Annotated in this window: 18 protein-coding genes and 1 other annotated feature; of the genes, 6 read left to right on the top strand and 12 right to left on the bottom strand. The window is 30.7% G+C overall.

Annotated features, from left to right (window positions below; translation table 11 throughout):
• Positions 1 to 88 precede the first annotated feature (88 nt).
• The 3 genes from ACE1MS_RS22855 to ACE1MS_RS22845 all read right to left on the bottom strand — a co-directional run bounded on the left by ACE1MS_RS22855 (position 89) and on the right by ACE1MS_RS22845 (position 1,433).
• The gene (locus ACE1MS_RS22855; RefSeq protein WP_447403071.1) at positions 89 to 274 is read right to left on the bottom strand and encodes a hypothetical protein; all 186 of its coding nucleotides are present in this window, start codon (positions 272 to 274) and stop codon (positions 89 to 91) included.
• A 78-nt stretch (positions 275 to 352) separates the two neighbouring features.
• Entirely contained in the window at positions 353 to 550 is a 198-nt protein-coding gene (locus ACE1MS_RS22850; protein WP_274997065.1) for a hypothetical protein, read from the bottom strand.
• Positions 551 to 602: 52 nt separating this feature from the next.
• The gene (locus ACE1MS_RS22845) at positions 603 to 1,433 is read right to left on the bottom strand and encodes a type II toxin-antitoxin system SpoIISA family toxin (protein ID WP_447403070.1); all 831 of its coding nucleotides are present in this window, start codon (positions 1,431 to 1,433) and stop codon (positions 603 to 605) included.
• A 580-nt stretch (positions 1,434 to 2,013) separates the two neighbouring features.
• Here ACE1MS_RS22845 and ACE1MS_RS22840 point away from each other — a divergent pair.
• From ACE1MS_RS22840 to xerS, 5 genes are all read left to right on the top strand, one after another.
• Positions 2,014 to 3,384 carry an MrcB family domain-containing protein gene (locus ACE1MS_RS22840; protein WP_447403069.1) on the top strand — a complete coding sequence of 457 codons (1,371 nt, stop codon included), beginning with the start codon at positions 2,014 to 2,016 and terminating at the stop codon, positions 3,382 to 3,384.
• Positions 3,385 to 3,728: 344 nt separating this feature from the next.
• Positions 3,729 to 4,664: a hypothetical protein gene (locus tag ACE1MS_RS22835; RefSeq protein ID WP_090002856.1), complete on the top strand. Its 936-nt coding sequence runs from the start codon at positions 3,729 to 3,731 to the stop codon at positions 4,662 to 4,664.
• Positions 4,665 to 4,868: 204 nt separating this feature from the next.
• Positions 4,869 to 5,696, top strand: a complete 828-nt coding sequence (locus tag ACE1MS_RS22830) for a DUF4365 domain-containing protein (RefSeq protein ID WP_447403068.1) — start codon at positions 4,869 to 4,871, stop codon at positions 5,694 to 5,696.
• Positions 5,686 to 6,255 (top strand): hypothetical protein, encoded by a 570-nt coding sequence (locus ACE1MS_RS22825; RefSeq protein WP_447403067.1) that lies wholly within the window; start codon positions 5,686 to 5,688, stop codon positions 6,253 to 6,255. Before ACE1MS_RS22830 ends, ACE1MS_RS22825 begins: the two co-directional genes overlap by 11 nt.
• Before the next feature lie 674 nt (positions 6,256 to 6,929).
• Positions 6,930 to 7,196, bottom strand: a sequence feature (23S ribosomal RNA rRNA prediction is too short).
• Between the two features lie 90 nt (positions 7,197 to 7,286).
• Positions 7,287 to 8,417 carry a tyrosine recombinase XerS gene (gene xerS, locus ACE1MS_RS22820; RefSeq protein ID WP_447403066.1) on the top strand — a complete coding sequence of 377 codons (1,131 nt, stop codon included), beginning with the start codon at positions 7,287 to 7,289 and terminating at the stop codon, positions 8,415 to 8,417.
• Positions 8,418 to 8,511: 94 nt separating this feature from the next.
• On the opposite strand, the gene ACE1MS_RS22815 is transcribed toward xerS, so the two are convergent.
• The 3 genes from ACE1MS_RS22815 to ACE1MS_RS22805 form a co-directional block, all read right to left on the bottom strand.
• Positions 8,512 to 9,093 carry a hypothetical protein gene (locus ACE1MS_RS22815; RefSeq protein ID WP_447403065.1) on the bottom strand — a complete coding sequence of 194 codons (582 nt, stop codon included), beginning with the start codon at positions 9,091 to 9,093 and terminating at the stop codon, positions 8,512 to 8,514.
• A 51-nt stretch (positions 9,094 to 9,144) separates the two neighbouring features.
• On the bottom strand, positions 9,145 to 9,660 hold the full coding sequence (locus ACE1MS_RS22810) for a matrixin family metalloprotease (protein ID WP_447403064.1): 516 nt from the start codon (positions 9,658 to 9,660) through the stop codon (positions 9,145 to 9,147).
• A 90-nt stretch (positions 9,661 to 9,750) separates the two neighbouring features.
• Positions 9,751 to 10,188, bottom strand: a complete 438-nt coding sequence (locus ACE1MS_RS22805) for a hypothetical protein (RefSeq protein WP_447403063.1) — start codon at positions 10,186 to 10,188, stop codon at positions 9,751 to 9,753.
• 548 nt (positions 10,189 to 10,736) lie between these two features.
• Between ACE1MS_RS22805 and ACE1MS_RS22800 the strand changes: the two genes are divergently transcribed.
• A complete protein-coding gene (locus ACE1MS_RS22800; protein WP_447403062.1) occupies positions 10,737 to 11,069 on the top strand; it encodes a tyrosine-type recombinase/integrase in 333 nt (110 codons plus the stop codon).
• Positions 11,070 to 11,276: 207 nt separating this feature from the next.
• Here ACE1MS_RS22800 and ACE1MS_RS22795 read toward each other — a convergent pair whose 3' ends face one another.
• The 6 genes from ACE1MS_RS22795 to ACE1MS_RS22770 all read right to left on the bottom strand — a co-directional run bounded on the left by ACE1MS_RS22795 (position 11,277) and on the right by ACE1MS_RS22770 (position 20,427).
• Positions 11,277 to 11,591, bottom strand: a complete 315-nt coding sequence (locus ACE1MS_RS22795; protein WP_447403061.1) for a hypothetical protein — start codon at positions 11,589 to 11,591, stop codon at positions 11,277 to 11,279.
• A gap of 345 nt (positions 11,592 to 11,936) precedes the next feature.
• Entirely contained in the window at positions 11,937 to 12,344 is a 408-nt protein-coding gene (locus tag ACE1MS_RS22790) for a hypothetical protein (RefSeq protein WP_447403060.1), read from the bottom strand.
• Between the two features lie 8 nt (positions 12,345 to 12,352).
• Positions 12,353 to 17,206, bottom strand: a complete 4,854-nt coding sequence (locus ACE1MS_RS22785; RefSeq protein WP_447403059.1) for a DNRLRE domain-containing protein — start codon at positions 17,204 to 17,206, stop codon at positions 12,353 to 12,355.
• A 324-nt stretch (positions 17,207 to 17,530) separates the two neighbouring features.
• A complete protein-coding gene (locus ACE1MS_RS22780) occupies positions 17,531 to 18,514 on the bottom strand; it encodes a helix-turn-helix domain-containing protein (protein WP_447403058.1) in 984 nt (327 codons plus the stop codon).
• A 655-nt stretch (positions 18,515 to 19,169) separates the two neighbouring features.
• Positions 19,170 to 19,586 (bottom strand): hypothetical protein, encoded by a 417-nt coding sequence (locus ACE1MS_RS22775; RefSeq protein ID WP_447403057.1) that lies wholly within the window; start codon positions 19,584 to 19,586, stop codon positions 19,170 to 19,172.
• Positions 19,587 to 19,698: 112 nt separating this feature from the next.
• Positions 19,699 to 20,427, bottom strand: a complete 729-nt coding sequence (locus tag ACE1MS_RS22770) for a Fic family protein (RefSeq protein ID WP_447403056.1) — start codon at positions 20,425 to 20,427, stop codon at positions 19,699 to 19,701.
• Positions 20,428 to 20,725: the final 298 nt, after the last annotated feature.

Here is a 20,725-nt window from a genome sequence, read left to right as displayed (position 1 = left end):
TTTATCTTAATGTAAGTAAGGAAGTACCTAGCAAATCGGTACTTCCTTTTAACAAACCCCATTCTATAATGGGGTTTGATTATCAGGCTTATCTATCTTTTCTTTTCTTATGTTTTTTCTTTTCTTTTTCTTCAAAAGCATCTAAAATTCTCTGGTTATCTTTTGAAACAGAAAAGCCCATTTTAGGTACACTCATTTTCATACGATTTGGATTTTTTGAAGACTTATTTCTTTTTATTCCCACATTAATTCCCTTTCTTTGTACAATATACATACACTATCTCCGAAAAAGGGAATCATAATACAAAAAAGGATACAGAAGTTTTAACTTCTGTATCCTACATAATATATGTTATGCTCTCTTCGCGATAATCTGTAAAGCCTTTTCATTCATTTCTATAATTTCTTCAAAATTCACTGGAACTGTCATTTTTGGTTTGTACGACTTTTTACTTTTTGCTTGTGAACTTGCAGACTTCTGAATACCTGCTTTTCTATTTCCGTTCTCCTTCTGAATCTTAGAAGGAGCTTGTCTATCAATTGTTTTCATAACTTCTTCCTCCTTTGGATTCTATATATTAATTATATAGTTTATATATAGATTATTCAATCATGTGCCAATCAAATATCTCTGCAAGGTTTAGTATATGTGACGCATCTATCCCATTTACTTCTATCCCATTCGAACGTATACCTATTAACATATTGTATGCTTGACCATAATAAGCTACTATCCAAATACCTTTCTTAAAATCTTCACCTATGTCTTCATCTTTATTAATGAATTCTATGGATTGTCCAGAACTTAACTTTTGAATTAATTCATTTCGCCAATCAGAGTCTTCAATAGATTTGTTGTAACACCTAATTACATTATTTAAAACCCTTGCAATCTCAGTATGAAGTTCTTCAGGAGACCCTACGGTTTCAACAGCAAAGATTGCAATGTTGAACTGGGATGTATCTGCATATTGATTTAAATAATCAATCAATTCCTTTTTATACTTTCTCCAATTTGTCACGCTCACTTTATTTTCGAAATATGAAGGAGTATTAGAAATTATATCTGTGAAGCTTTGTACCTTCATCTCGGTATTACGTAAAACCTCTTTATTCTTTTGTATTGTTCTCTTTATATAGCTACTTTGCTGAAACTCAGCATTCCAAAACTTAGTTATATCTGGCGTTTGCAAAATAGTTAAATCAACGAAAACAGAAAAGATAATGAATACAGTTAGTATTTTCCAGTCTGTGATATCTATTTCTTCTGTTAATACCCCTGCAATTAAGAATACAACAAAGATAAAATAAAAAAATCTTCTTATAAATTGCTGTTCTTCAGCATATTTGTCTGGTTTAAGCAAGATGAATACGATAATTCCCGCTAAGAAACATAACATTATAATCATACTGACAGTAAAAAATATACTCATATGTTTATCCCCCCTTTAATCTTTACTATTTTTTTGTAAAATTTCTTTTATTTACAATATCATAAAAACAGCGTGACTGACTTCCCTTAGCTCTGAAAGTCAGTGAGCAACGGTAATTATAATATCTTCTTAAAAATAGTCTTAAACTTTGGTGCTTCCATAAGCACGAGATAACTAATATAGTGATAAGCTAAGTATTAGGACGCGATTTCAAATCCCTCCTGGGACGTACAGTTTTATAACGTTATCTTAGAGAAATAAGCACTTTGTATTATGATTCAATTTTACAGTACTCGGTCAGTTGAGTTTCGGAACTAAAGAATCGTAGGTGGAGTGCTTTTTTCATTAACAAAAAGAAAGGAATGTTTGATATACAAATCTAGAATTCATGTTAGATGATGTTGGTTTTTGTGCAAAAAAATATCAAATTATTAACTGGCTGAAATTATATAAATTGTTGATATTAAAGGTTTTGTTTATAAATAAATGTGAATATAATGCGACATGGATTAAACGATCTGTTGACTAGTGTGTTACCTTGATGTATTATTCAGTTAATTAGAACGAAGGTGGAATTTGAATGGTGGGATTAAAAGATATTAAAGGTCTAAATATACATATGGGGAATTTTATTGAAGAGTTTTTTAAAAGCAGCAATATAAAAAAAGGTGAAGTTGCTGCGAAGATGAGTATTTCCAGAAATACATTAACAAGTTTATTTTTAAAAGAGGAATGGCCGAAAGAAACTCTTGAAAGTTTTTTGGAGGCGATTAACGAATTAACTCCAAAAGGAATGTGTTTAAATAATCTTAAGCTATTCCCAATAGCAATCCCAGCTTTTATAGAAAAAGGTAAAGGGGTAGTAAAAGGAGTAGTTGGCCAAGCAATAACTGTGGGACTTGTAGATATTTTTGAGAATGTAATTGAAGAACATTCATTTAAAAGTAACTTAATTGTGCAGGGTTCAGTTGGGCAGGGTAATGCTGCGAGAAGCGTGTGGGTTGGTATTCGAGATGACAGAATATCAAAATTTGGTTTTAGTGCAGGCGTTTATGTTGTACTCTTATTTGATTCAAAAGGTGAATTTGCTTATTTATCGATAGCGTATGCAGTATCGGATAAAGATGTAAGCAAATTAGAATCAATGGCTGAAATACCTGCAAAAAAAATCATGGAGGCAATTGAAGGGGACGAAAGGTATGCTGGAATTCAGCCTGGTTCAATCGATTTAGGAGAAACTACTGGTACGGTTGCGGCGGATTATGAGAAGTCAGTAATTGTTTCTAAAAAATATCTAATTACAGATATTGATAAAACTATACTTGAAAGTGATGTAGGTTTATTATTGGACCTATTTTACGATTTTGTTTTTGAAGAGTATTTTGAGGTCTTAGAAAAGCAAATGATGGAAACTTCTGATGAAACGTCAACTGATGATAAGAAGAAAACGCAGAAGAAAAAAGCAGTAAATAAATACTCTACGATCGACCCCGAAACTCATTTGAAATTATTAGCTGCAAAAGCTGAACACAATAGTAAGATTGGTAAATTAGCAGAAGAATTTGTATTTAACTCTGAAATCGAAAGATTGAAAGATATGGGAAGAGAAGATCTAGTAGATAGAGTTAAACATGTTTCGAAAGAGAAAGATGGATTAGGGTATGACATAGAAAGTATAGACATTAACCCGAGTGGCGATATCGTAGAAAAGTTTATTGAGGTTAAAGGGAGTTCTTTAGGTGGAAGAAAGTCATTCGATTTCTTTTTAACTGAACGTGAAATGAATGTCGGAATGGAGAAAGGACAAAAATATTATCTAGAATTTGTTGAATATGTTGGCTTTGAAAAGCAAAGAATTTTTGATGTTATAACTCCATTTAGTGAACCCACAAATGATGATATTTTAAATAAAAGACCTGTCCTATTTAAGTGCAGCTATAAAAAGAGGTAACCAGATGTTAGTAGATTGTGACCGCTTTGTCGGGTGACTCTTTAGTTTGAAATTAACGTCGATATTTAATGTGAAATATCATTTAAGTATTAAAGTCAGGTAAAGTAAAGGGGCGTTCGTACTCAATAGTATATAAGAATAAAGATGAGTACTATAATGAATTCTTTGTTATTAAAAAGCAAAGGAGAGTTTTGAAAGAATAATTAGAAATTTTTGCGCATAGAACTTTTATGGGCTCCGATATTAAGAGGGGCATGTCGTATGGTGAAAATAACTTTATAAAAAGTTAATAAATGGTTATAATGTAGGTGTTTATTTAAATTATCATTGAAATGGAGAAAGAAATGAAGAAAATAATGTCAAATAAATTTCATTTATTTGTAGGAGGTTTAATTACAAGTTTAATAATATTTCTAATTTCTCCAAATAACTATGTAACAATATTATCTATTATTACTGGATTATTTTGTTTAGTAGGTTCAATACTATTAGCAACAACAAAAAGCATAGAATTAGAAACAGATAGTAAGCTAAATATATTTATTTCTTCAATTTTTTCATTATACATATTTGTGATAATTGGTTTTTTGAGTGAGTTGACTGTTTATTTCTTAACAATGTTACTAATAATATTTTCATCTATAGGTACTTGGGTAGTTTTTCTAATTATTTTTATATATCTTATTTGCCTTTATTTTGCAGTTAATAAAAAATCATTTAAGACGGAACTAATATTAGTTTTCAATCTCTTTAATATTTCATTTATCTTATTAGTTTGGTGGTCTGATGAATTAACTAAAACTGTATTCAACATAATAATTGTTTATAGTGTTTTCTTAACACTCTCTTTAACAAGTCTACTTTTCAATCGTTTTCCTGAAAAAACTAAAGAATACATAGAATCTAATCAAAAGGGATATGCTCAAGCAGCTACTCTTTTATCAATTATTTTCACAGTAATTCTATTTACAGATACTATTTATGATTCAAGTAAATCTGATGTCAAATTAAATGAAACAGAAGAAACACAAAAGGTAACCAATGTTGCTGCATCAAATAAACAAACTAAAGATTGTAAAAAAGCTAAATACGAATTAATTTGTTATTTTACAAATGATAATATTAAGAGTATTAAAGAAGCAAAGCTATTTACAGATAAAATTATTAAACATAGTCAATTTTCTATACTCAGTACTATTGTAGGTGTTGCTGCTTATCTAATTTATTGGACTGTTGGTAGTATTAGAAGAAACGTAAAAGGTGAGAAAGGAGAATATTAGACCTTATTTGTTTAAAAGTATTCGCTTAATACTCTTTTTTTGTTGAGGAAGTAACAGACAATCTAAGAGAACTTCTATGATTTACATACCCACGAAAATATTTATAGATTTTATAGAGAATGCGGAAAGTTTGGAGTTCAATTATATGACCTTGTAGGAGGAAAGTATAAGGGATTATTTTATTTATAGTTTGGAGTTTGATATATGGATAGTTATACAGGAAGGAATATATTACCAAAGATTTTGGAGAGTTTTCATCAAGAAATAAAGAGTATACAAGAATTAGAAAGAATAATATCCCAAGGTAGATTGTTTTTAGTTAGAAAAGAATTCAAAATGGACTTTGGAGTTGATTTAAGATTAGAGTTACTTTTAGAAGAAAACAATGCATCAAATTTTAAAATTGATGTACAAATGAAGAATGTTAAAAAGGCAAAAAGATTCAATAATGATGGTTCATACTCTTATCAAATAAAAATTTCTACTTTAAATTATTTATTAAATAGTATAAATTCATTATTTATAATTTATCTTGAAGACAGAGATATATTTTTATGGGAATGGTGTTACACTATAAGAAAATACATAGAAGATAACAATGTTAATATTGACACCCAAAAATCAATTTCCTATAGATTTATTAAGACCTTAAATGAACATGAACTACAAAAAATTTTCAATGAAGTTAAAACAAAATATGAAAAAATCTTAAGTGTAGATAAAAATAGTAAATTAAAAAATATTAAACAAAATTCTTCTGATTTAAATATAAGTGTAGATTCAATCGTAACAAAATATAATTTAAGGATAATATATGATTATCTTATTAACAAAAAACAATTAGGAATGCTAGCAGTACTAACTTTATATGGTATTGATGAATTACTATATGCATTAGAAAATGGAATAATGACTACCAGATTAGCACAAGGTATCAAAAGAATTTTTGATATAGATTTACAATATTTAAATGGCACTACTAAAATTGATGAAGTTTTTATATTTAGTTTGGAGGATAGTTATGAAGAATAAAATTACTTATATAACTGGAGATGAGTATTCTAAAATAATAAAAGGAGAATCAGATGTAAATAGTATATTTAGAAAAGCAGGGATTGAATGGGTGGGAATCGAAGAATTGCAAGATATAACAAATAAAAGTATGATGACCTATTTCATATCAAAACTTAATGTAGTAAATCTATTGAATCCTGAAGAATATGGTAAGTTAAATGATATTGACTTATCTACACGTACTGGCTCTAACATAAAAGTTGTTACTCAAGTCGGAAATTATAGATTCCAGGATAATTTAATTTTAGATATTAGTAGTGGGGAAATGTGTAGAAGATACTTTTTGTTGGATTTTAATAAAGTAGATTCAAAGGATCGAGCTTCAAAAATTTATGAATTAGACTTATATAGTTTTTATCTTCTAATTTCAGAAATTTGTTCTGCTAAACAAGATATTGAAAATGATATAGAAAATGAAGAAGCAAAAACATATTTAACTCATATGGAAAATGTAATTACAGAATTTATAAAAAATTATCATAATTTATGTAGAATGAAAGAAATAATTAAAAAATAATTAAATATATCAATGAAGAGAGAATATTTTGTGAACTAATTTTTCAATTGAATCATTTGGGAGACATATTTCTACACGAGATAATATTACTTTTTGTATGTTGATAAGTTTTATAATTCGTATGTTTAAAACGGGTCAAAAGATCTGTAAACAGCGAGTTAAGAGGCTTATTTTTTTAATTCAAAACGAGAGATAATTATTATCCAATAACGCGAATCACAAAAAGGTTGATTTATCGTACGATAAGCGTTTATTACACGTTAAATTAAACTTTTTTGAAATTTCAAAGGAATCTTAACCATGTAAATCAAGCTTTATTTTTTACTTTCAATTACGAATGTTCACAAAATATAAATTTAACGAACATTCATATGGGTCTTTGTGGTAAAATGATTGTATACGAATAAATCGTTGAAAAAGTGGATTAGAGTATGTAAATAAACCTTGAAACGCAATTATTAAAAGAAGGTTTTTTGATAGCTTAGAAAACCAATACAAGTAAACACTACTTAAATTAATCTGCTTAACTTATTCGCACCCTTAGTATAAATAGTTGAGCATTACAATCAATTTAAGTAGTGAACTAAAATTTATAATTAAGTAAGAAGAATTTCAAAGGTGCGATACTCATTTATATGAAAAATGCTTTAAAAATAGACAGTAGTTTTAAATAAATAGATTTATTTTGTTTATTTAATCTTTACATAACTCTTAGATTTCACTTAGCATATACATTTTCGGCGCAGCGTCACTCGACCAATGAGCTATTACGCACTCTTTAAATGGCTGCTTCTAAGCCAACATCCTGGGTGTCTGTGCAACGCCATATCCTTATCCACTTAACGATTACTTTGGGACCTAAGCTGGTGGTCTGGGCTGTTTCCCTTTTGATTACGGATCTTATCACTCGCAGCCTGACTCCCGTGTATAAATGACTTTATAAAACTAATGCAAAATAGTTGAAATACGAACAAATGTTCGTTAAAATTGTATTTTGTGAAGAATCGGAAAGGAATGGAGTGTTTTTATAAATGGCTATTACACCTGAGAAATTAAATATCCGTAAACTAATAGAAAAACATAGTGATACTATGCCCTTCTATGTTAAGGAATATATACAATCAAAATTAACTGCTGGATTGTCTCCTGACACCCTTTTGCAGTATCTCTATAGATATAAACACTTCTTTAATTGGTTGCTCTCAGAGGGGCTTGTGGAAGCTGAGGATGTGGCTGCTATCCCCTACTCTGAGTTAGATAGAATGCGGAAAGATACAATAGAAATGTATATTCAGTTTTTGCGTAACGAAGATATTTCAAAAAATGAAAATGATACTGATGAAAAACCAAAAGCTTTAAAATTACCTTCGTATCGCGGAGAAGCGGTTGTTGCCTTATCAATTCAAGCTTTAAAATCCCTTTTCAATTATCTAACCAAAGAAACCGAGGATGAGGATGGCGAATGTTATTTCTATCGAAATGTAATGTCTAAGATTGTAACACATAAAAAAGGAGAAACGGCCAGCCGTAGAGCCCGTGATCTTAACGCAGTTATATTAAATGACGATGATATTTCAGCATATCTAAAATTTATTGAGAATGGTTATACCGAGACATTAACTTCTGCAGAAGCCAGAAGTCGATATGAACGAGATAAGATTCGTGATTTGACAATTAACTCGTTAATTTTAGGTACCGGTATGCGCGTTGGAGAAATTGCCAGTATTGAGATGAACAATATACATTTGCACAGTCGGTACATAGATGTTGTACGAAAAGGTAATAAGCCTGATTCCGTTTCAGTTCTAGAAAGCGCCATTGAGGACTTAGAACGGTATATGAACATTAGAGAATCTAAGTATCCTGGAGCTAAGCAATCCCCCTTCCTTTTCGTGAGTGTGTACGGTGGCGTAGTAAGGCCCCTTTCCAGAAGAGCAATTCAAAACATCGTTAATAAATATACTTCGGCTTTCTTTAAAAGTAGTAAAAGTCCCCATAAATTAAGACACTCGTTTGCTGTAGATTATATCCGTAGCGGTGGAGATATAATTTTATTACGAGATCAATTAGGTCACTCAGATATAAAGACGACTTCATTGTATACTAATATGTCGTCAAGAGATGGCGAAAAAGTTTTGAATGAAATGGATAAGAGAAGATAATTTTATTTATAAGAAATATAAAAGCAGCCTACTCATAGGCTGCTTATTTTAAATGATATAAATACGCTACATTTTAGTAGACCACGAAATTTTATTATTTTTTATACTTAAGCTGTGCATCTTTCATAATGGCTAGATCGGAATTATCACTATCTACAGCATTTAAAGAATTAAGAGAGGAGTTAGATCCAAACATTGGCACTTTACCAGTAGTTACACCTCTAGGGGCATACATACCATCATCTACTGGAACCAAAAACAGTAAATATTCTTTATCAAACTCCATGTTCTCATAATCATTCACAGTATACATAGCATTTGTTTCTTTATCATAAAAAGCCATTTCTGACACAGTAATTTGAGAATTTGTTTTTATATCTTCTTTGTTATCGTTATTTTTATAAACTTCTGAAATTAAAAAACTTGATTTTGTATATCCACCAATTACATCGTTATTAATGTCTGATCTAAAAACTTCAGTATCATTTTCTTTTGTTTTTGTACCAAGAACAATTACAGGTGATGCTTCTTCCATCTCTTCTAAATTATCAAAACCTAGAGTTTTACCTTCAAAATTAATAGTCTCTATTTTTTTATTATCTTTAATGGTTATAAAGAATATTAAACAAAGACACACTAAAAAAAAGCTAAACACTTGAAACTTTCTATTTATCATACTACCTGCCCCTTTGTCGACAATTTTTGTGTGAGTAATAGCCGTATGTAATTAATACAAAGCTTTTATACCATCAATGTCGTCTTGTAAAGGCCAGTCTTTATCATTAAAATCCTTTGTCCTCATAACGGATATGGAATTATTCTTTGTTTGAGTGTGATCAAGACCTAAAGCATGCCCTACTTCATGAACTGCAGTTTCCCTTCTACGAGTTTGATCTAATCCTTTCCATGATTTATACATTGTTATGTTTGATAAAGTAGAGGAACCATTACGATGAGTAGCATATGCATCACCATAATTACTATTTACATAATCAACATTAACATTTCCACTAACCGAGACCTCTTTAGTAAACTTAACTTTATTAGTTGAATGCCACGCAGTAAATCCTCTTAGAATATCTTGCTTATAACCCATATCAATTAGCTCTTGACTAATGTTGTAATACAAATCTAAATTATCTTTCTTTTTAAATCCTAGTAATTGATAAGCATCAGCTGTAATTGGTAGAGATACTACACAAAGTAATAGCATAATTAAAAAGCCTTTAAATTTCCACTTCATTTTACCAACTCCCCTTTATTTATACACTTACGGAACTCACACACATATATTATAAACATAATAAAATACAATATAAAGGTTAATTTGTAATTATTTTACTTTTACGCTAAAGATATAAGAAGAACTCCCTTTATCCCATCTTCCAGAGATAATATATAAATACTTGCCTTTTTCGTTCGGTACAGAAATACTATTATCTTCCACTATTACTTTTTCGCTTTCACCGTTATTCATCCATTTCTCAACTTCTACTTTTTCAGGTTGTTTCTTAAAATTGATTTTTATTTTACTTTGAGGGGATACTGAAAAAGGGACAATTTTATTATTATCAAGAATTTCTGGTGGTGAAATTTTATCAACACATTCAGTGCCAATTATTTTTTTCCAACAATAAGAACCTTGTACTATTGTTATCTTATTATTTGCTGACAATACAATTGGCTTAGGGGGACCAGCATTAAGTAACATGATAATCAACACAAATACCAAAATAAATAAAGTAATTATACTTATCTTTATGCCTTTCATATAAACCCTCCAAACTAGTATTCTAAAATTAAGAAAAAGTCTTGTTATTCCGTTTATCAACTTATTTTACCATATAATTATTTTTTTGTAATTTAAATACATATAAAGAAGCCAGGAGCCGATTGAAAGAGATAAAGTTTGTGATTTGGTAATTTAACTTGTTAATTTTAGGTACAGGTATGCGAGAAGGATAAGAGAAGGTAATTGTATTTTTGATAATATATAGAAAAAATTACAATTAATGCGGATAAAAGGAATTCACATACATTGTGGATCGAACAGTCGATATTTATGTTATATTTATAAGGTCTTAACTATGTGGAATGTAAATTACTTTATATTAGTATTTTTAATTAACTACGTGGAAACAAAATACGATGAGGTACCCGCCACTTGTTTCCGTATGAGTGGTTTTTACTTGTCTCTTTTCCTCCCCTTATAATAAGATTCTATTGAACTTTTAATGTCCATCAAAATAGGGAGTATTGGAAAATTAAATTCCTTCTTCAAAAATAACTAAACTAACTTTCTTCCGTTAAGAGAAAAATTTGGAAAGGCAGATGGAAGTTAGAGATTCTAGTTACCTAGGAGCTAAAAACTCCCTTTTCTGTTTTGTTAGCGTTTATGGTGTTGTAAGACCCTTATCTAGAAGAGCCATTCAAAACATCGTAAATAAATATACATCTGCTTTCTTTAGAAACGGGAAAAGTCCCCACAAACTTAGACATTCATTCGCAGTAGATTTTATCCGGAGCGGTGGAGACATAATTTTATTAAGGGATCAATTAGGTTACTCAGATATTAAAACAACTTCATTGTACACGAACATGTCTTCTAAAGATGGTGAAAAGGTGCTAAATGAGATGGATAAAAGAAGATAAAGTACAAGAGCCCAAACCTCTGAACTATCAGTGGCTGGGCTTTTTGTAATAATCGTAAAGTTTAATCGTCATACAGTTTTAAAACTTTAACTTACTATTTCTCACACTGTATATAATGTATACTAAATTTTCGTCTAAAAAAACAAGCAAGGGTACCCTGCTTGTTGTGAAAATCAATATATGGAGTTATTTAATTTCTTTTATTTCTCATCCTATTACTAAATTATTTAAAATTATTTCAAAAAATACTATGCCAAAAAACATACCTAATATCCATAAAACAAAGTATAATAATTTAACTTTCAAACTTTGATCATTTAACACTATTCCTGAGTAACGATACACCCAGTATATAATTGGAAGAAAGATGAAAAAACATAAAATGTATTCTTTTGAAAACGTAAATTGAAAATCTCTATTTCTTTCAGAAAGAATAAAGGCAACTCCCCCCAATACAAATCCAATTGTGTAGCTACCGAAAAATAGATGTGTTAATGTCTTTTCCTGCTTTTTTATTTCCACGCTCTACTTCACCCATATCTGTTAAAATATCTAACAATAGTATAATATCCAATAATAATTCCTATATCTGCTATGTGAGAATAGAATTCTTACTTAAGATATTGCCTTTGATTCTGGGCCTATATCTATGAATGTTGCTTATAGACCAAATTTCTGTAGGTCGATACCCAGGTGTTTTTAATAGCGTTTGCTACTGTCATCACGTCTTTCATTACTATACTGTTAAATTCAAGGTTTTCATCCTTTGTAATGTATGTTAGACCATAAAAAACAAACAGGGATATTTAAAACCCTGCTTGTTGAAAATTAAATCAGGAGAGGTTATTTATGAAGAAGACTAGAACACTATTTGAACTCTATATTTATTAATTTAAGTGTATTTTCCCCATATTGAATTGTACATTCATAATTGCCTTCTTTTAGATAAGAAAACTCCTCGTGATCTGCCTCTACTGTAATATCGTTAACTATAATTTGAAAAAAAGATTCACTTCCAAATCTCCCTCCCACGTTATTGAATTCTACTATTTTACACATTCCACTTGATTGAACATTGCCGTTTTTTATATTTATTATATCTATCAAACCTGTGACACTTAGATATAAACAAATCAATAAAAAAAGACTAAAAGTAAAAACCACTGCTTTAAAATCTTTATGATTTTTTTTCTTTTTTAAAAATAGAACTACTATACTTAATGAGACAATCGCGCCTATAATTGAAAATATTACTACATTTAAAAGTTCATCCATTATATACCTCATCTATACTTTCTATATAATCTAGTTACTTCACTACTCACCATATACCAAACGGCGCTAGCCTCAGCTCTAAAAAGTGATAAAATTTGATTTTCTGTGAACCCCCTCACACTTAATTTTTTTAGATTCCGTATGTTTGCCAGCATATAAGTTATTCCTGCAAAGTGACCTGCAAAAAATGCAGAAGTAATTTTAGATGTAACATTTGCAGCCTTCATTAGATGGTTAGGAAGACCAATCCCAATTGCGCCTAGTGCAAAGCCTTTCCCTAATTTCCCCACTAGAGTCCATTTATTAACATGAGATCTATATTTCTTCTTCCCGTATTTTGCAATTAGAGATGCATAATAACTTATAACTTCTAAAATGGCCCCAATGGCTCCTCCTATTAAAATTTGAGCCCATTCACCATTTGGATCTATATTCATCACAGGATTATTGTTTGCATAAGCATAACCATTCAGTGTTAAAGGATCTATAGTATCTCCACGAATCGGATCTAATGATAAGAACACACCCGTATTTGGATTATAGTAGCGGGCCATTAAATAGTATTGTTTAGTATCTTCATCATATCGATAACTTGCATAACGATAGGGATTAATACTTGCCATATTACCTTTTTGGCTCATAATATTTCCCCATGCATCATACGTGTATTCTGCAACAATGTCACCCTTTTTATCTGTTAATGCTAATACATCTCCTCGATAATTCGTTAAGTAGTAATAAGTTAAGCCCATATATGTCATTGTTAAAGGGGAACCATTATCGTCATAGGTATAGGATTTGGTAATAACTCCACTTGCATCTTCTTCAAACAAGACTTGATTTGTCAGACCATTATAACGATAATACGTTTCACCATTACTATCTTTACTAAATACACGACGTCCGTTTTCATCATAACGATAAGATGCAATTGTTGCACCTGTTAGAGACTTGATTTCTGTTAATTGATCAAAGGCATTCCAAACATATTGGAATACACCATCGTTTTCTACATTTCCGTTGTCACTTACATTATAAGTCTTATCACCAGCAGTCTTCATTTGATTCGCATTATTATAACTATAGCTGGTTGTAGTTGAAATACCGTTTTGCAAAATAGTTTTAGAAGTACGGTTCCCTACTGAATCATATGTGTATGATATGGATAAACCATTACTGTATTGTTCTTTAATTAGCTGATTTAAAGGGTCGTACATATAAGTGACTGTTCCATCATTATTCGTCACTTTAGTAATTTGCTGATTTTTATCATATTCATATGAATTTGTACGCCAAGTTGTTTCACTATTTGTTTTTAAAGTTTCAGTTTGTAACTGATTCGCCTTGTACTTATTTAAAATAATTGCAGCATTTCCAAAAGTTGTGCTCTCCAATAAGTTGTTTTTGTTCCATATGAAGTTCGCTGATAATTGTCCATCAAGCGTGACTTCGGTAGTTTGACCATTTTCATCTGAAGCATACTCAATTGTATTTGGGCCATATTGAATTTTTGCTAAGTCTTTTTCATTTTTATAAGTATACATAATCGAGCGATTTACAGGTGCGTTAATGTCTACTCTTTGTAATAGTTCATTTTCTGAGTGTGTATACGTAACTTTTTGATTGTTTAGAGTATGATTTGTGACAGTAGTGGATAAACCATCTACTTGTGTTGAAAACTGATTAACCCCATTTACTTTCACAATCTGTGTATTGGTGTCAGTTGACGTTGTATAGGCGATTTTTTCACCTGTTGCTTTAATAACCTCGTTTAATGCGCCATCAGCATTATAATTATAAGTTGTTACTTTTCCCTCGGCATTTGTTTCTTTTTCTATGGCATTTTGTGCATTATAGCTTAGAGTCATTTGTTTTTTACCATCAGCATTTGTCACTGATGTTAAATTACTGTTGGCATCATAAGTATAAGTCGTTATTTTATTTGCAGCATCTTCTACCTCTACTAATTCATTTTTAAAATTGTAGCGATAATGAGTTTTCCCTTTTTTTCCGTCTTCATAAGAGAGAATATTACCACTAAAATCAGTTACAGTTTCAGTTGTGATACCTAATTCAATGTCTTGATAATTTATTGTTTTTTGATTATTGTCATAGCTTGTACTATACGTTTCAATTTTCCCATCAGGATATTTTACTTGTGTCAAATCCCCATGACCATTATACGTATAGGAAGTTGTGTCCCCTTTAGGTGTTGTAGAGGACTTTAGATTTCCATGCTCATATGTGTTTGTAGATGTTTGCTGATTGGAATCTGTTTGCGTTAAAACATTACTATATTCATCATACGTATAGGATTCTGTTACAGTTTTTGAATCATTAGTGCTTAATAAATTTCCTTTTGTATCATACTTAAAATTTTTAGTATAAGTAGATCCATCTGAGTAGATTACATTTTGTGAAAGAACATTATAGCTTTTCTCATCTAGTTTATAGGTTGTTGTATCCCCTGAAGGTTCAAATATTTTTGTTACGCTAAAGTTGTTATTTAAACCATAGCGTGTAACTATACCTTCTGGGCTAGTAACAGATACTATATTGTTTGTTCGATCTAAAGAGTAGTTGGTGATTGAATCTACTTGACCGTCTAATGAAGGTTCTGTTACAGATGCTAAATCCAATTCACTATTATATCCATAAAGCATAATCTTCTGTTTACTATCAATGATTTTTGTTAACTGTCCATTAGTTGTGTAGTAGAACGAAGTAGGTGTTGTTGTAGTGTCATCTTTCTTAACCAGTACTCGTGTTAAATAACCATCAGTATACGTATACGTTATATCTTGTTTATTATATTTTGCATTTGTAATAAGCCCATCAGTATAAGTTAACAGTAATTTTGTGCCTAGATTAGTACTGATAGAAGTAAGCTGATTTGATGTATCATAATTATAAGTGATTGTATTGCTATTTAAATCTTTTTGCTCTGTAATATATGCTACTTCAATATCTGTATCACTAGTGCTTTCTCTAACTTTAAATGTTGTTGTGATACCAGTTTTGCTAGTCAGTTTAAAAGTGTACTTATCCACCATAACTAAACTATCATAATTACCTGCTGGTGCAATATACTTATCTCCATCCCATGAGTAAACATGGACCGTACCATCTGCATCTTTATATTCAACATTAAAATATTTATCATTATAAAATAATTTCTCTGAACCTGTAAAACTCCAACCATAGCCAAATGCAGATTTTTCAAAATCTTTACTATTATAAGTTCTAGTAAAATCTAAACCAAATCCTCCATAGTTGAATAAGCTAAAATCTGTGTATTGAATAACATTATTATTAGTGCCTAAATTTACATAGTTCGTTCCATTTGAAATATCATGTGTGGCATAATCCCAATAGTCTTCCAACCCTAAACGGTTAGGTGTTTTATAAGTAACGACAAGTTTTGGTTTATAGGCGAGTGGGTTTGTTGTGCTTTCACTACTGATGAATTTTTTGTAAATCATTGTACTTTCTGAAGTGCTTTTTAATAATAAACCAAGATTTGATTCTGGATTATATAGCCATCCACTCACCATACTCGTTGGAATAGACCATCGTTTAATACCTTCTTCTACATTACTCGGTACTGAAGAGACTCCTGTAACAGTTGAAAGAGGCGTGGTATTATAATCTCCCCCTACTGTTGTCCAACCCCCTGCTGTTGAATAGTTATTCCATGTTGCTGTATTTTCATCCCATGAACGTTTCATAGCATGCATACTTAAATTAATAGGAGTTGGATCATTAGTTGAAGATAGATAAAGACTTACATCCGCAGACATAATAATGCTTTTTTCTGGAATAGGCGTTACATCAAACTTCAATAAAGTTCTAACAATATTCCCGTCTGTGGCTGTACCTGTACCTAACTCTGTATCATTTCCTCCAGTTTGGGTTGGGAATTTTTTACGTATTGTTGTATCAACCATTTTAGAGTTTCCTTGGATACGTACAATTGTTGGGTCAATGACAATAGGGTATTGTCTTTTAGTATCCTGTAGCCAAGCTGTATCTGGTGTTAAATCAATCCATAAAGTATTGTTTTCTTTTCGTGTTTTTAACGTGATATTATAAGATTTTGCTTCCTCTGGTATAGAATTTGTACCGTCAATAGATTGAAAGCCTACAGATTTATAAGCATCATACATAAACGGTGCTTCTATAACATAAATCAACTCACCTGATTTGGCGTCCTTTAAATGTATTTGATTATTAATTTGTTCATATGTTAAATTTTCAAGGGATAGTTGATATGAGAAGGTTTGTGGTAACCCTTTTTCGGGCTTTTTGTTAATTATAATATCTTCTTTTACAAAGTTTTCTCCAACAGAATATGTAGTGGAAATATTATCAAAAACATTTTGGTACTCAATTTGATTATCTGTAGCAACCCCGATAACCTCTTTAGCAGGAATTATTTCACCTTTTTGTTCAATTTCTTTTAATCCAATATTAAGGTTGTATTGGTTATCCGCTACTTGTACGTTGTTCGTTTCCTCTTCAAGTTTTTCATCAAATGTCACAGCAAAGTTATTGGCTTTATTTTCAAATTGTCCTTTGCCATTATTTTTCTTTTTTTGTAGATCGTTATCAATATCTTTCCAGTTACCTTTATTATCTTTAAAATGAATAGGTGCTTCATATATTTCAGTTGTATAAGTACCATCAGAATTGTTAAACGTTTTAGAAGTTTGCGTACGTTCTCCTACTACTTCAGTTTTTTCGTTTCCTTTCGTATTTGTTTTGGGAGATTCTTTGGCAGCCACACTTGCAAAATTCCCAAAAGGAATAAAGGCAATGAACATTGCCAAAACAATCAATTGAATGAAAATTTTCTTTAGCAATTAGTTTCCTCCTAATAATTGTGATTTTTGAAACATTATCTATTATAGACAGACAATCACTATTAAGATGGTGCTAAACTAACCGTTTTAGGTAGTACATTATGGGAATTAATATATATAAAGGACTATATGTATATGCATAAAAATGATTAAACCATAAATCCTATACCGTCAAAAGATTTACATTAAATATCATGTGTGGTTCGCTTCTAACTAAAAATCCCTTCATTCACACGAAATAGACTGAGTGTAGATGAAGGGTTGTTCCAATATAAGACTAAATTTTAGATACACTAGGTTTTTGTTCAAAATAAATACTTTTTTCTAATGCTTATCTATATATTCCTCAATGATCTTTTGTGCGAGCCTACTATCGGTTATGTTCAGTTTTTTCGCTAACTCAGATAGTTGATGATGATATTCTTTTTCTAGAACAACTACAACACGTTTGTCAAAGCAAATTACGTGTAGCTCCTGATTAATAAGCCGTATCTCACCGTTAATAGTAAAATTATTTAATTCTGATAATCTTTGGATATGTTCGCTATCATCAGCCACTGTCCAACTATTCATTTTTATGCGTACATTTATATACTCTTCCGTTAAAATTATCTGAGCATTCTCAATACCAAACGTTTTATATATAGCATCTACATAGGGGTATGCATTCTTCTCATTTTTAGGGATTGAAAAGTTTACATACGAAGAGGATTTGACAGTGGGTTTATGGATATCATAAAGTGGTTTCGCATTTGTGAAGCTTTCAAAATCGGTAAAGCCCGTTTCTGTATAGAATCCCCATCTTTGGCCATTTGTCATAACACGATAGGTTCTTCCATCATCAATAAGAAACGATTGTAATAAAGCTATGTTATGGTGGCTATTATAATAGTTCTTTTTAGTCCGGAAGTGAGCAAAATTATTCTCCAATATAAGTCGATCTAAAGTTTCTCTTATTTCAGGTGAAATTAAATAAGTTTGTCGTAGTCCATGAGAACCTTTAGGTATTACTATGCCGTTATTTGCAATAATTCTCTTTAATAACTCAGGACTTACTTTCTTCTCTTTTGCGTACGCATTTAGACTAATATGATTCTTAGTATCCGTCATCCGCTTCTTTAAATTTAAAACACTTTGAGTAGTAAATAATCGTTGGCCATTAATTGCATATTTTAAATTAGGTTGTTCAATCTCTTCTAGAAGTTCTTTTTCAATGTATTTATAAACAGTAATTTCAGCAACGTTTAGAGACTCGGATATCTCCTTTATAGTTAGACTCTCTTCTGATTTTTGCTCATTGTTGTGCATCACATATCTTTCCTTTCAGATCGAACTATTTATTTACCCTTATTTGCTATTATATTAGCCTTGTGTATTTAGCTTTCTGGTTATAAATGTACCATCTATATCTCGAACAATACCATTAACTTTTCAGATATCTTCATAGTGAAAGCTGATTTTTTCTGACTTCTTTTCTTATTTTAACAGGTGTTTTGAAATAACATCACAATAGGTACTTATGAAAGTAAGTAGTATGAAAATGTTAACGATGAAATATGGAAAACAACCGTCACTACAGTATTAAACTAAGGTTTTTGTTTAGTCATATACTTAACCCAAAACGCAGCATACAATTGTATGCTGCGTTGATCTTCTATGTCCATCGACTGTTAAAAGAGTAATTATTCTGGCAAGTAGCGTAGTTGTGGCATAAAGATTGGATTATTAAACGACTTTAAATTTATCACATTACAATTAAACTAGTGTAACGATAAAAGCCCAATTTTAAAGCTGAGAAATTTACTAGAACAAGAGCCAAAATATTAAAAGAATCCATCTATTCCATTTGTTTGTAGTATAGAATAGAGCTTCATTTTTGCATTTGGAATAAGTCACCATAATGTTAATAATATAATGTGTGAACATTACTCTAGGAACTAATCTATAGATAGATGGAAATTTTTCAGAAGCAGTTTTTGGTGATATATTGCCATACCTTTAATCCAATAAAATATGGTATATGAATCATGGTCTGATTCCATTTAATTGTATACTTTTCATCAGTAATTGACTGTGCAATCTCTGTTATCTTTGAAGATGATAACGGGCTTTTAAGTAATTCAAAACGTTCAAGTTTCATATAGTGCTCTTCGTTAATGCTATTAGAAACATCACATATTTCAACTATACCTGTTGCTATACCTCGTGCTATTATTCCTCTGCTATTACTATATAAATAAATAATATCACCCGCTTCAATCTCATCGATAAAATATTTCCATGGTGAATAGTAAGCAGCTACTTTTTTTTCATTTATCATCTCATTCTCATTTTGGGCATTATGAGTTTTATTTGTATTCACAAGATAAACTTTTGGCATCCTGGCATTCATCCTTTTCAACATTCTTAGTACACCTTAGATTTAAATTGCATTTTTTCTGCATCAATTTTCCATAATGCCTGGTGCAATAAATGCTACAAGTAAATTTTTATTAATTCATCGCACTTAAATAAAGATCTAACGAATCATTTACTTCTGCTACCACCAATTGAATAAAGTCATTGTAATCTAGCGTCGTGTGTGCTTTATCCAACGCTTCATAATAAGCTAGACGATTTTCCACTTTAATAACTACTGGTGGATAACCATCTTTCATCAACTCGAGGTTCAATAATAATCTTGATGTACGGCCATTACCGTCGATAAATGGATGAATGCCAACGAAAATCGCATGTAGCATAGCACCTCTGACAACAGGATTTAATTTAATCCCCTCGGTATTATACCAACCCATTAGCTGGTCCATCTTTTCACGAATAAGGAGGGGAGCTGGGGGTGTATGCTTTGCACCTGAAATAAACACTTGTTGATCACGGTAAACACCCGCATACTCGTCATCTATCCCCTTCAACACAAGACGATGAAGATTTTTGATTTGCCATTCAGATAAAGATTCTTTTTTTTGAACAATTTCTTCTACATACGATATAGCATCACGGTGATTAATTACTTCTAAATGTTCTCGCATTGTTTTTCCGCCGACTGTAATTCCCTCAAGAACAACTTTTGTTTCGTTAATTGTTAGTGTATTGCCTTCAATTGCATTAGAATTATACGTCCATTCTAGTAATAACTTTTCCCGTAAGCTTTTCAATGTATATTTAGGAAGTGGTCGAAGCCTATCTAAACGTGCTTTTTTTTCATTGATTTGATCTAACACAATTCTTCCTCCTTCCAACTTTTTATCTTATTTATGATTATACCGATTCAATAAAAAAATTACACTGTAACTATTTAAATGATTTGCTGGTAGCTCTTATTAAATTGCTATGAATTGTTCAGCTGTAAAGACCAAACTAGAAGTAGCATCTACAATTTTAGGTGAAGACTTTGCCATATACCATATATGTGGAGTGTATAGTGGCAACAAGAAACATGATTGTGCAACTTAGGTTTTTATAAAAGTCTATAGTAACCTCCAAATCACTCATGTGCCACTAAGCTAACAATTATTAATC

The organism is Lysinibacillus sp. fkY74-1 (genome assembly GCF_053165895.1).
This window is presented reverse-complemented; position numbering and strand designations above follow the sequence as displayed.